Origin of the sequence: Actinophytocola sp., assembly GCF_045807065.1 — a bacterium.
Taxonomy (GTDB): domain Bacteria; phylum Actinomycetota; class Actinomycetes; order Mycobacteriales; family Pseudonocardiaceae; genus Actinophytocola.
This window is the reverse complement of sequence record NZ_JBJMIE010000281.1, coordinates 1-13,421: the sequence shown is the minus strand read 5'-3', so window position 1 is coordinate 13,421 and position 13,421 is coordinate 1. Positions and strand designations below refer to the sequence as shown.

The window sequence follows — 13,421 nt, the reverse complement described above, 5'->3', positions numbered from 1 at the left end:
GAGCGGGCGCAGGATCTGCGTCTGCACCAGGCGCCGGCCGTAGTGCGGGGCGCAGATCTTCGCGATGTCGGGCAGGTCGAGCCCCGCTTCGGACAGCGCTGTCTTCACGACCGTCGTGACCCCGTCGGCGTTGCGGGTGTCGACGTGCGCCGGACCGCCGTGGCGGCCGAGCCACTGGCGCTTGCGGCGCCGGATGTCCAGCGACCGGTGGGCCGTGACGCTGGCCGTGCGGAACGGTTCGTCGCCGCGCTGCAGTCCTTCCAGGGACGGGTCGGTGAACGATGCGATCGAGCGGATCCGCGCCAGGCCGGGCCGGCGCGAGAGGACGACCGCGCTGCCCGCGTCGCCGTAGACGATGCCGGTGTCGGTGCTCCAGTGCGGGAAGCCCGGCGCGCCGAACCGGTCGCCGGCGGTGATGAGCGCGGCGTCGTGGTCCGGGCGGCCGCGCAGCACGCTCGCCGCGATGTCCAGGCCGGCCACCAGGCTGTTGCTCATCGCGCCGAGCTCGAGCGTGAGGCCGGGGCCGGCGCCGAGGCCGAGCTGGTCGCGGACGTAGGACGCGGCGTGCCAGAAGTCGATGCCGGGGTGGTAGATCCCGGCGTGCAGGCACAGGGACGGCGTGATGTCGTCCCCGGCCTGCCGCAGGGCCTCCCGGCCGGCTCTCACGGCCAGCTCGGGCCCGTACCGCTCGGCCACCGCGGTCGACAGCTGTCCGGTGCGGGCGGCGTCGTCCGCGGTGAACTCGCCGGCCGCGAGCGGCAGGGCGACGGGGACGAGCGCGCCGACGTCGCAGCCGACCCCGTTGAGGTAGACGTCATCGAGCCGCACCCGTCGCCACCTCCCGACATGCGAACAGGGCGTCGATCTCCAGCAGGTCGTCGTCGAGGCGCGGCTCGGACGCGGTGACACAGCCGGCGGCCGCGAGCTCGGCGAGCACGGCTTCCGTGCTGCCGTTGGCGAACCGGTGGAACCCGGCGAACCGGAGCCGACCGATCTCCGAGACGGCGACGGCCAGGTGTGCCCAGCCGGTTTCGCCGTCCCAGCGGACGACCAGCCGGGCGGCAGCCGTGCCGTGTGCACCGGCGGTGTCGGCCGTGCCGGCCTCCGAGCGGTGACGAGCGATCCGCGTCAACGTAGTGTCGGTCAAGGTACTTCCTTTCACGCAGTGAACAGCACGCCAGAAAAGGCGCGCTGACAAAGGACTTGGACGGAACAGGGACCCGCTGACCCGGCCCGCCCACGATCGTGAGCCGCTTCCTCGGGGCCCGCCGGTTGCACGGAACGTACCGTGATGATCATGCGGATCTACACCCACCCTGACACTCACAGTGACATCCCCGACTGATAAAGAAACGGTTTCGGCCCCGAGTTCGGCTTATATATGCGCAAGTTTGAATAGCGAAGACGCAGACTGTCTCAAGTGGACGATCACCCAGCGTGACATGAGGTACCCGCACCGCAGCTTTGCGGTTGTACCGCATGCCCCGCTCCCCCTCACGCATAACGTCGGTCCCGTGATCGAGAAGCTCATCGAAGTACCGGTTGGTCGCGGGATCGGCCGCGCCACTGGTCCTGGCGGCTTGGTGCTGAACTGCTCCCGAACTACACCGACTTCAGTGCGCTGTCGAAGGCCGGCTTCGCCGGGCTGCCCCTTCGCCTACATCGAGAACTCGTCGCAGTAACCGTGTTCGCGGATCTCGGCCAGGATCTGGGTGACCGGGACGTTCTCGCCCAGGCGTTGCCGGACCAGGTCCCTGCATTCGCAACACACGTCCACCACTGATGATCACACATCGACCATGATCACAATCCCGATCAGCACCCCCGCCGAAGGGTGGGGTAGTTGACCACGCAACCAGCGACAGAGCGTAGAGTCGACAGCCCCAAATCTTGTCTTGCGAGGCACGGCGACATGGAGGTGTGGCTGGATTGCGGCGAGTGGGGTGGATCGTGAGCGTGGCGTGCGGCGTCGTGCTGGTCGCGGTCGGTGGGTTGATGGTGTGGAAAGGACTCGACGCCGCCGACAAGATCGGCAGCGTGATCGGCGCGTTGAGCGGCGTGATCGGTCTGGGGTTGGCCGCCTACGGGGTGGTGTCGACCCGGCGCGCGGGTCCGACAGCACCACCACCGGTGTCGAACACGGTCGAGGACTCGACCATCGGCGGATCGAACGTGCAGATCGGTCACGTGGGCCGGGACGCGCGGATTGAGCGGAGCGAGTAGCGGTGGCGTTGTCACGCGGCCACCGCAACTCCGTCGCCGGGTCGTGGATCAACGGACCGAACATCCAGATCGGCGCCGCGGAGAACGTGACGCTGGCGTTCGACGGTGAGCCGTACCAGGTGCAGTGGCTCGAGCCGGTGCAGCGGTCGAGCTGGGTACCCAAGCACCAGCGGACACCGAGCTACTTGCTCGATCCGCGCCGTGAGGTCGTGCCCTACTGGCCACGACCGGAGATCGAGCGCGCCCTGACCGGGTGGCGTGATGCCGCGGATGCCCCGGCGTCGGTCCTGCTCCTGCATGGTCCGGGCGGACAGGGCAAGACGCGGCTCGCGAACGCGTTCGCGGGCAACAGCCATGAGCGAGGCTGGCGGGTGGCCCGAGCCGTGTCGAAGGCGGTGTCACCGGCCGACGTCCTGGACCAAGGAACGCCGACGAGTGATGTGGGCGGTCCTGCCTTGGTCGTCGTCGACTACGCCGAGCGCTGGCCGCTCGACGCTCTGGTGTCCATGATCCGCTCGGTGACGACCCGCAATCGTCAGTACCCGGTGCGGATCCTGCTGCTGGCGCGGACCCGCGCCCATGTCTGGACATCGCTTCGGCCGGAGCTCGACCGGTTACCGCTCGAGCTCGCGGAGCCGCTCGAAGTGGCCGAGCTGACCAATGGCCTCGCCGACCGGGCCGCGGCGTTCACCGTTGCCGCGCAGAAGTTCCAAGCCGCGATGGAGCTGCCGTCGGCCGGCGTCGCGGTTCCCGACCTCGACGCGCCGGAGTTCGACTCCGTCCTCACCTTGCACATGTCCGCGCTGGCCGCCGTCAGCGCGGACCACGACCAGGTGCGGCGCCCAGAACTCACCGAGCTCTCCGGCTTCCTGCTGAATCACGAAGCCCGCTACTGGCCCAACGGCACCGCGGGCGTGAGCCGGGACGACGCGGCTTCCAGCGTTTTCCTCGCCACCCTGTTCGGCCCTCTCCCCGACGCCGGATCAGCGCGCGCTCTGCTGGCGTCCGCGGCTTTCTCGGACACCAGCCCACGCGCCCTGATCAGTTGGCACGACACGCTCTACCCCGACCGGCTGTCACGCGACGCCCCGACCGAGGCCGCGCTCGCGCCGCTCCGACCGGACCGCCTCGGTGAGGACTTCGTCGCGCGGCACCTCGCCGATCACCCGCGAGCGGCGAAAACCCTTGAACGGTTGCTGCTGCGCTGGTCCGACAATCCCGACGAACCCGCGACCACCGACACGTTGCGCCGGTGCCTGATCGTCCTGGCCGCGGCCGCGGACCGGCACGAGGTCGTCCGACCCGTGCTGTGGACGGTCCTCGAACGGTCGACGAGCATCGTGGCCCACGTCAGCGGTCCCGTGTTGCTGACGTTGGTGGCTGCCGCTCCGGTGGCACTGTGCGGCACAGTCCTCTTGCGGTTGCCCGAGTACCACACGGACCTGCTGCAGGCCGCGGCAGCGCTGGCAAAGCACGTCGTCGCTCATCTGCGCGCCGACGCCGATCCGAACCTGCGCGTGGAACTCCTCACACAGCAGACACGGAGGCTGGGGTACGCGGGCGATCGGAAAGGCGCGCTCGCGTCAGCCTTCCAAGCAGCCCAGGAGTGCGGCGAACTCGCGAAGCGCGACCCCGGCACTTACTTGCCCGCCTACGGGTCGAGCTTGACCAATCTCGGCAACCAGCTCTCGGACGCAGGCGAGCGGCAAGCCGCGATCGCCCCGGCCCGCGAAGCAGTAACGATCTTCCGCTACCTCGCCGAGTCAGGCCGTGGCCACCAGGACAGCTTGGCGGCAAGCCAGAACAACCTCAGTAGTCAGCTCGCTGATGCAGGCGACAAGCAAGGCGCACTCGGGCCCGCACGCGAGGCGCTCGCCATTTGCAGGGAGCTCGCTGAAGCCGATCCACTGACCTTCCGGCCACGCCTCGCCACCACCTTGCAGAACTTCGGTGTGCGGCTCTGTGAAGCCGGGCACCCGCGAGACGCGGTCGAACCAGTCGGCGAAGCGGTGGCACTGCTTGGTGAGCTCGTTGAATCCAACGCCGCCGAGTTCGCCCCCAAGTTGGCACTCGCGCTCAACAACTACGGCAACCTGCTGGCGGCGGCCGGCAGGGTGGCAACTGCTGCCGGCCCGGCCCGCGAAGCCGTTGCGCTCTACCGGAAACTCGTAGCATCGGATCCCGAGGCGCACCGCGCCGAACTGGCCCGTAGCCTGAGCAACCTGGGGCTCTGGCTGGCGCACAACGACGATGTGACGGCGAGCTTCGCTCCCGCCGAAGAGGCGGTGGCCCTCTACCGCGAGGTCGCCGCGGTCGATCCTGGCGCCTTCCGACCGGAACTCGCCAGGTGCCTGGCCGTCCTCGGGACCGCCTTCAGCCGAGCTGGCCGTGGACAAGCAGCCCTCGATGCTGTTGGCGAGGCAGTCATGCTCTACCGCGAACTGGCCGCCACCGACCCCGCACAGGTTCGCTCAGCCTTGGCGGCCTGCCTGGATGACCTGAGCCAATACCAGACGAACCAAGGAGCTGCACACGCCGCGCTTACCACCGCCGAGGAAGCTGTCGGCCTCTACCGTGAGCTCGTCAAAACCGACCCCCTGGTGCACCGCCCGAGGCTGGGCAGAGCATTGGACCGGCTCAGCCGTCGACTGCACATGACAGCCAACAGACCGACCGCCGTTGCCGTCGCGCGGGAGGCCGTCGCCCTGCAACGCGAACTCGCCAAAACCGACCCGGACTGCCATCAGAACCTTGCCGAGGCCTTGCACAATCTGTCCGTCCTCCTCTTCTGCGTCGGCGATGAGGAAGCCGGTCGCGCCGCGCTGGCAGAAGCAGGGGCAATAGCAAGCGAGATCACTGGCGACAAGTTCACCTTCCACGTAGCGATCGAGCAAGGTCTGTGGGGAATCGCCTGGACACAGGCGGACAAGGATCGGCTGCACGCCCAGTACGCGGAGAAACCCGACAAGAACTAACGAGAGCCCCACAGCACAACGCCGAGCGGTTCGCGGAGACCCACACGACATCGGATACGGCGGCGGTGGCAGGCGGCACAAGCGGACGTACGACGGTCGACAGCGTGGATTCAAGGCGACCGGTGGTACGCATGGGGATGGATCGCCACCACCTCACCCCACCACTACCTCCATTCTCATCGACGGGAAAGATACCACCTAATTGCCACCCAGGTAGCCAGCGTGATAAATCCGGAAGCCAGCACCCAAAGCAATCTATAGGTCTCGTCGCGAATGAACCTTGTACCAACAAAAGCAATAATAATGAACGTCAAGAAGTCAAGTATGGTCAGAAGCCAGATCTTCCTCACAAACACTGCTCCTCGTTCAGAAGAAATCACTCTTACGTCATCCTAATTGTGGTTCCGCCAGATTCGGCCGGCCGTGGCGATCCCTGGTTTGCTGACGAAGCGGTTCGCCAGCCGCAAGACCTTCGGGGGCCCCGGTCGGTTGGGCACTGGAGGTGTATACCACCGCCAGGCAGGACAATTGTACGAGCGACGACACGCTTGTCTGCAGCGAGAGCCAGACCGGCGGTGTCACCGGAGCCGATGTAGGAGTACAGAGACGTGGCCGTGCTGTGGCCTGTGGTGGCGTCTCGACAGACGATCCGATCGTTCGCGTCGCGGATGTAGGTGATGGTGGGGGGTCGGTGCCGGTGTTGCGGTTGGCGCTGTCCCAGGTGAGGGTGGTGGTTGCGCCGCTGGCGGTCCAGCCTGTGGTGTTGCCGTGAGTGTCGTACGTGACGCCTGTGAGGGGAGCGGAACCGGTGGTGGCGAGGATGCGGTCGGCGTCGTCGTAGCAGCAGCCGGTTTCGGTGGTTCCTGAGGTCGGTCACGTCAGACAAAGCCCGCGCTGATCCGGCGTCGGAGGGGTGCAACGCCCAGAGCCGGCGTGTGGATGTACTCCTTCATCCGCACGCCGGCACAGGGGCACGAGAAACTGCGGCGACAGTCCGGGCACCGGACCGGGGGACGTTTCTCCCTCGGTGGTGTCAGGAGTTGGCCGTGGCCGAGCTGATGTCGCCCAGGGCGGAGTCGGAGTCCTTTTCCAGGGCGGCGTCGCCGAGGGTGAAGACGCCGACCGGTTGGCCGCTGTCGTCGACGACAGCGATGCGGCGGACCGCGTTTTCGCGCATGCGGGCCACCGCGGTGTCGATGTCGTCGTCGGGGCTGGCGGTTACCAGGGGCGCGGAGCACACGTCGCGCAGGGTGCAGTCGGTGAGGTCGTCGCGCTTGGCTACGGCGCGCACCACGATGTCGCGGTCGGTGACCACGCCGGTCACCTTGCCGTCGTCCATCACCAGGACGTTGCCAATCTCGCGTTCGACCATCTTCGCCGCCGCCTCGCGTACGCGGGTCTCGGCGGGCAGGGCTACGGGGTTGGCGCTCATCACTTCGCGTAGTGCCTGGGCCATGAGGTTCCTCCTGGTTCTTCGTGAGGGCGATCAGCGGGTGCGGACCCGCGGACCGGCCGGATACCTCCACCGGACCTACCCACGCCAGGCGCGCTGAACCCCCGACCCGGCCATCACGAACGGGTGAGGCACGCCATCCGCATGGCTGCCGCCACCGGGGGTACGCGGGGGCCATGTCAACCATCGCACCTCTACCCGAAGAGCGCCGCGGCGCTCCCCGCCGCGCCGTGGTCACCGGCTCCGACTCGGGCATCGGCAAGGCCGTCGCCGTTGCGCTGGCCGGTGGTGGCGTGGACGTGGGCATCACCTACCACCACGACGCCGACGGCGCGGAGGAGACGGCGCGGCAGGCGCGGGAGGCCGGTGCCACCGCCCACGTCCGCCAGCTCGACCTCACCGACCTCCCCACCGCGGCGGCCGTCGTCGACGAGCTGGCCGGTGAGCTCGGCGGCATCGACGTGCTCGTCAACTGCGCGGGCACCGGCACCGCGGAACCGGTCATGGAGATGGACTTCGACCGCTGGCGGGAGGTCCTGTCCGTCGACCTGGACGGGGCGTTCCTGTGCGCGCAGCGCGCGGCCCGGCACATGATCGAGGCCGGCCGGGGCGGGCGCATCGTCAACATCACCAGCGTGCACGAACACGCCCCCAAGGTCGGCGCCGCGCCCTACTGCGCCGCCAAGGCCGGCCTCGGCATGCTGACCAAGGTGCTCGCACTGGAGCTGGCCGAACACGCCATCACCGTCAACTCCGTCGCCCCCGGCGAGATCTCCACCCCGATGACCGGCCAGGAGGACACCGACCCACGCGGCGAGCCGCGGCCGGGCGTGCCGCTCGGCCGGCCGGGACACGCGCGGGAGGTCGCCGCCGCGGTGGCGTTCCTGACCACCCCCGCCGCCGGCTACATCACCGGCGCGTCCCTCGTCGTCGACGGCGGCATGCTGCTCATGGGCCCCCAGGCGAGCCAGCTGCTCACCGACGACACCTGGCGACACCCCTGACCACCCCGCTGACGGAAGGAGAAGCCATGACAGACCGAGAAGCCCGCTCCGAACAGCAGGAGCGCCTCGAGCTGGCGGACCAACCACCCGAGGACGACCCCCGCCCATGGCGCGACGCCGACCCCGACCAGAGCCGGCAACCGGACGGCATCGGCCACCTGGTAGCCCCACCCGACGCGGCCCCACTGATCGAGGACAGGGCCGGCGAAGCCGGCGACTGATCGAACAACACCACAACCGACGGCCACCGTACGGGCCGGGCTCGCGTCGCATCAGTGTCGCGGACCCGGCCCGTATCGCAGCCAACGTCAGATCACTTGTTTAGATTTTTCACTTCCATGGCAGCTTCTTGCAGCGGAGTACGCCAGCCCCTTACGATCCTGTGAAACCTCCGATGACTGTCGACAAGGAAGTTGACCATGGAGATTTCTCGCAGGTCCCTGCTCACCTCGACGCTGGCCTTCTCCGCCGCCGGGGCGCTGTCCGCCAGGTTCCCCGCAACCGCCACCGCCAGCACCGCCGCCAGCCCGCCCGGCGACGTGGTCGGCAAGATCACCGTCGGCTACCAGGGTTGGTTCGCCTGCGCCGGGGACGGGGCGCCGATCAACGGGTGGTGGCACTGGAGCCAGAACTGGTCACAACCGCCGTCGCCGGGGAACACCGGGATCAAGAGCTGGCCGGACATGCGTGACTACGCCCGCGGCTACCAGACGGCGTACAGCAACCTCGGCAGCGGCCAGCCCGCCACCCTGTTCTCCTCCTACGACCAGCAGACCGTCAACGTCCACTTCGGCTGGATGCAGCAGAACGGCTGTGACACCGCGGCGCTGCAACGGTTCAACCCCAACGGGTCCGAGGGGCCCACCCGCGACGCCGTGACCGCGAGGGTCCGCGGCGCCGCCGAGGCGACGGGGCGCAGGTTCTACATCATGTACGACGTCTCGGGCTGGACGAACATGCAGCCGGAGATCAAGGCCGACTGGACGAACAAGATGTCCGTGCACACCTCGTCGTCCGCCTACGCCCGGCAGAACGGCAGGCCGGTGGTGGGGATCTGGGGCTTCGGCTTCAACGACGGCAACCACCCGTGGGACGCCGGCACCTGCCTCGACGTGGTCAACTGGTTCAAGAACCAGGGCTGCTACGTGATGGGCGGCGTGCCGACGTGGTGGCGCACCGGCACGAGCGACTCGCGGCCCGGCTTCCTCGACGTCTACCACGCGTTCAACATGCTCTCGCCCTGGATGGTCGGACGAATCGGCGACGCCGCCGGCTCGGACTGGTTCTACACCAACGCGAACGCGCCCGACCAGGCCGACTGCGCCGCCCACGGCATCGACTACCAGCCGTGCGTGCTGCCCGGCGACCTGCAGCAACGCCAGCGCGCCCACGGCGAGTTCATGTGGCGGCAGTTCTACAACATGGTCCGCGTCGGCGCGCAGGGCATCTACATCTCGATGTTCGACGAGTACAACGAGGGCAACCAGATCGCCAAGACCGGGGAGAACGGCAGCATGGTCCCGGCGGGGTCGGGCATCCTCGCGCTGGACGAGGACGGCACGGCCTGCTCGGCGGACTACTACCTGCGGCTCACCGCGGACGGCGGCCGGATGCTCAGGGGACAGCTCCCGCTGACCGCCACCCGCCCGACCCAGCCGACCACCACCGCCACCACGACCGTCAGCCTGCGCTCCCGTGCCAACAGCCGCTACGTCACCGCCGCCAGCGGGGCCTCGCTGATCGCGAGCGCCACCGCGGTCGGCACGGGCGAGCGGTTCGACCTGCTCGACCAGGGCGGCGGCACCGTCGCGCTCCGGGCCAGGGCCAACAACCAGTACGTGTGCGCGGAGAACGCCGGCGCCCAACCGCTGGTCGCCAACCGGACGGCCATCGGGCCGTGGGAGACCTTCGCGCTGGTCCACAACCCCGACGGCACGGTCAGCCTGCGCGCCCAGGCCAACAACGACTACGTCTGCGCCGAGAACGCCGGGGCCCAGGCGCTCGTCGCCAACCGGACCGCGATCGGGGACTGGGAGAAGTTCGACCTCGCCAACACCTGACGTGTTCATTTCTTGCAGTTGCAAGTCTGATAATTGCGTCGAGGTGCCCGGCGAGTTACGGTCTCTCCAGCACCTGCTACTCGCCCCCTGCTAAGAAGAGAGCAGCGAATGTCCCCACTCCGTGAATCCCCCCACTGGCGGGCACGCGCCAGCGTGCTCACCGCCGGCCTACTCGCCGCCGGCGGTCTCGTCGTCCTGACTGCCCAGCCGGCGTCGGCGGCCGCGACCGGCGGTGTCGGCGCCACCCTGCCCTACGTCGAGGTGCAGGCGGAGAACGCGGCCACCAACGGCACGGTCATCGGCCCCAGCGCCGACTACAACACGCTCCCCGCGGAGGCGTCCTACCGCAAGGCGGTGACGCTGCAGGGCACCGGCAAGTACGTCGAGTTCACCACGCCCTCGGCGACCAACTCGATCGTCTTCCGTTACAGCATCCCGGACAGCGGCAGCGGGTCCGTCTACACCGCACCGCTCTCCCTCTACGTCAACGGGACCAAGCAGTCGAACTTCACCCTGACCAACGCCTACAGCTGGTACTACGGCGGCTACCCGTTCACCAACTCCCCCGGCAGCAACCCGCACCACTTCTACGACGAGGCGCACCGGCTCTTCCCGACGAGCTACCCGGCCGGCACCAAGTTCCGGCTCCAGGTCGACGCCGAGGACACCGCGGGCTCGTACACGATCGACTTCGCCGACTTCGAGAACGTCCCTGGCGCGCTGTCCCAGCCGGCCGGCTCGGTGTCGGTGACCAGCACGGGCGCCGACCCGACCGGCGCCGCCGACGCGACCGCCGCGTTCAACTCGGCGATCGCCCAGGCGGGCGCGGGCGGCACGGTGTGGATCCCGGAGGGCACGTTCCGGATCCCGGGACACCTCGTCCTCAACAACGTCACGATCAGGGGCGCCGGCATGTGGCGCTCGACGGTGGTCGGCGCGGCGCCGGGCTTCTACGGCAACTACGCGCCGAACGGCAGCAGCGGCGTGCACCTGGCCGACTTCGCGATCTTCGGGGACGTCCAGGAACGCAACGACGGCGCGCAGGTCAACGGCATCGGCGGCGCCCTGTCGAACTCCACCGTGGACCGGGTGTGGATCGAGCACATGAAGGTCGGCGCCTGGATGGACGGCCCGCTCACCAACCTCGTGTTCAACGGCATGCGGATCCGCGACGTCACCGCGGACGGGGTCAACTTCCACGACGGGGTCACCAACTCCAAGGTCACCAACTCGGACCTGCGCAACCTCGGCGACGACGGCCTCGCGACGTGGTCGGAGCAGAACGCGGACTCGGGCGACTCGTTCGACCACAACACCGTGCAGTACCCGATCCTCGCCAACGGCATCGCGATCTACGGCGGCCACGACAACTTCGTGACCGACAACCGGGTGATCGACGCCGGCCTGGCGCAGGGCGGCGGGATCCATGTGGCGCAACGGTTCTCCTCGACCCCGCTCGGGCGCACGGACGTGCTGCGCAACACGATCATCAGGTCCGGCAGCCTGGACCCCAACTGGCAGTTCGGGGTCGGCGCGCTCTGGTTCGACGCGCGGGACGCGGCCATGAGCGGCCTGACGAACGTCGACAACATCCTCATCCAGCAGAGCCCGTACGAGGCCATCCAGTTCGTGTCGGGCTCCAGCATCACCAACGTCAAGATCAACAACGCCACGATCCAGAACACCGGCACCTGGGTGGTCCAGGAGCAGGTCGGCGGCTCGGCCACGATCACCAACAGCACCGCGACCGGCACGCAGGCCCCCGGCCCGATCTACAGCTGCGGCGTCGGGTTCACGCTGACCGACGGCGGCGGCAACTCCGGCATCTTCGCGACGCCGCAGTGCCAGAACATCACCCATCCGGCCTTCCCGCCGTACCTGCCGGACAACGGCTCGCAGATCGCGGTCAGCCCGACGGCGCTGTCCTTCGGCTCGGTCGCGACCGGCGCGTCGAGCAGCCCGCAGGCGGTCACCGTCACCAACAGCGGCTCCGCGGCGGCGCCGGTCGGCTCGGTCGCGACGAGTGGCGACTTCAGCCAGACCAACAACTGCGGCAGCAGCATCGCCGCGGGCTCGTCGTGCACGGTCACCGTCACGTTCCGGCCGACGGCGTCGGGTTCCCGCACCGGTGACCTGACCGTCACCGCCGCGGGTGTCACCACCACCGTGCCGCTGTCGGGCACCGGCGTGGCCCCCGGACCGGTCCTCAGCCCGAACCCGACGAGCCTGTCCTTCCCGGGCACGGTCGTGGGCGCCACGTCGGCGGCGCAGACGGTCACCGTGACCAACTCCGGCACCACGTCGGCGAGCGTCTCCGGCGTCACCGCGTCCGGTGACTACAGCCAGACGAACAACTGCGGCACGCTCGCGGTCGGCGCGTCCTGCACCGTGACCGTCACGTTCCGGCCCACCGCGTCGGGCACGCGCACGGGCGCGGTGACGGTCACCAGCAACGCCAACAACAGCCCGACGACGATCTCGCTGTCGGGTAGCGGCATCGGCACCGACACCAACGTCGCCCGCGGCCGGCCGGCGTCGGCGAGCAGCGAGGTCAACGGCACGCAGACCGCCGCCACGGCGACGGACGGCGACGCGAACACCTACTGGGAGAGCGCCAACAACGCGTTCCCGCAGTGGTTGCAGGTGGACCTCGGGGCGGCCTACACCGTCGGCAGGGTGACGCTGAGGCTGCCGCCCAGCTCGGCGTGGGGCACCCGCACGCAAACGCTGTCGGTGCAGACCTCCACCGACGGGTCGAGCTTCACCACGGCCGTCGCGTCCGCGAACTACACGTTCACCTCGCCGACCAACGTCGTGAACATCCCGGTGCCGGCGACCGGCGCCCGCTATGTGCGCGTCAACATCACCGCCAACACCGGCTGGCCGGCCGGGCAGGTCTCGGAGTTCGAGGTGTACCCGAGCGGCGCCACCTCGCCGGGCGGGCCCACGTTGAGCACCAACCCGTCCTCGCTCACCTTCGCGTCGCAGGCGCTGGGCACGACGAGCGGCAGCCAGGCGGTGACGGTGTCCAACACGGGCACGGCGGCCGCGTCGGTCTCGGGTGTCACGGTCTCGGGTGACTTCACCCAGACCAACAACTGCGGCACCGTCGCGGCCGGCGGGTCCTGCACGGTCAACGTCAGCTTCCGGCCCACGGCGTCGGGCACCCGCACGGGCACGGTGACGGTCACCAGCAACGCCGGCAACAGCCCGACGACCGTCACGCTGTCCGGCACGGGCGCCGGCGGCACGAGCGCCAACCTCGCCGCCGGCAAGCCGACGAGCGAGTCCAGCCACACCGACGTCTACCCGTCGGGCAACGTGACCGACGGCAACCAGAGCACCTACTGGGAGAGCGCCAACAACGCCTTCCCGCAGTGGGTCCAGGTCGATCTCGGGTCCGCCCAGAGCGCGAGCCGGGTCGTCGTGCAGCTGCCGGCGTCGTGGGAGGCACGCAACGAGACGCTGTCCGTCCAGGGCAGCACCAACGGGTCGAGCTTCACCACGATCGTGGGCGCCACCAGCTACGCGTTCACCCCTGGCGGCAACAACACGGTGACCATCACGTTCGCGGCGACGAGCCAGCGCTACTTCCGGCTGACCGTCACGGCGAACACCGGTTGGCCCGCGGGCCAGATCTCGGAGTTCCAGGTCTGGAACTCGTAAGGGACACCGTGCGGCTCGGAGTGCCGGCCCCGACACTTCG

At 69.0% G+C, this 13,421-nt stretch carries 9 protein-coding genes; 6 read left to right on the top strand and 3 right to left on the bottom strand.

The features are described 5' to 3' along the window. Positions 1-828: 3-oxoacyl-ACP synthase (locus ACJ73U_RS16400; protein WP_407778490.1), on the bottom strand; the 828-nt coding region annotated here is incomplete at its 3' end. Then, a complete protein-coding gene (locus ACJ73U_RS16395; protein ID WP_407778489.1) occupies positions 815-1,147 on the bottom strand; it encodes a hypothetical protein in 333 nt (110 codons plus the stop codon). The genes ACJ73U_RS16395 and ACJ73U_RS16400, both read right to left, overlap by 14 nt. An 803-nt stretch (positions 1,148-1,950) precedes the next feature. Here ACJ73U_RS16395 and ACJ73U_RS16390 point away from each other — a divergent pair. After that, positions 1,951-2,223 (top strand): hypothetical protein, encoded by a 273-nt coding sequence (locus tag ACJ73U_RS16390; RefSeq protein ID WP_407778488.1) that lies wholly within the window; start codon positions 1,951-1,953, stop codon positions 2,221-2,223. Between the two features lie 2 nt (positions 2,224-2,225). Further along, complete coding sequence (locus tag ACJ73U_RS16385; protein ID WP_407778487.1) at positions 2,226-5,198, top strand: tetratricopeptide repeat protein; 2,973 nt, start codon at positions 2,226-2,228, stop codon at positions 5,196-5,198. 1,033 nt (positions 5,199-6,231) lie between these two features. Here the strand turns inward: ACJ73U_RS16385 and ACJ73U_RS16380 are convergent. Continuing rightward, the gene (locus ACJ73U_RS16380) at positions 6,232-6,654 is read right to left on the bottom strand and encodes a CBS domain-containing protein (RefSeq protein ID WP_407778486.1); all 423 of its coding nucleotides are present in this window, start codon (positions 6,652-6,654) and stop codon (positions 6,232-6,234) included. Between the two features lie 173 nt (positions 6,655-6,827). Here ACJ73U_RS16380 and ACJ73U_RS16375 point away from each other — a divergent pair, with 173 nt between their 5' ends. The 4 genes from ACJ73U_RS16375 to ACJ73U_RS16360 all read left to right on the top strand — a co-directional run bounded on the left by ACJ73U_RS16375 (position 6,828) and on the right by ACJ73U_RS16360 (position 13,381). Beyond that, positions 6,828-7,655, top strand: a complete 828-nt coding sequence (locus tag ACJ73U_RS16375) for an SDR family oxidoreductase (RefSeq protein WP_407778485.1) — start codon at positions 6,828-6,830, stop codon at positions 7,653-7,655. A gap of 26 nt (positions 7,656-7,681) precedes the next feature. Then, a complete protein-coding gene (locus ACJ73U_RS16370) occupies positions 7,682-7,876 on the top strand; it encodes a hypothetical protein (RefSeq protein WP_407778484.1) in 195 nt (64 codons plus the stop codon). 198 nt (positions 7,877-8,074) lie between these two features. Then, positions 8,075-9,715 carry a xylosidase gene (locus ACJ73U_RS16365; protein ID WP_407778483.1) on the top strand — a complete coding sequence of 547 codons (1,641 nt, stop codon included), beginning with the start codon at positions 8,075-8,077 and terminating at the stop codon, positions 9,713-9,715. A 108-nt stretch (positions 9,716-9,823) separates the two neighbouring features. Next, a complete protein-coding gene (locus tag ACJ73U_RS16360) occupies positions 9,824-13,381 on the top strand; it encodes a choice-of-anchor D domain-containing protein (RefSeq protein ID WP_407778482.1) in 3,558 nt (1,185 codons plus the stop codon). The last annotated feature ends 40 nt before the right edge of the window (positions 13,382-13,421 follow it).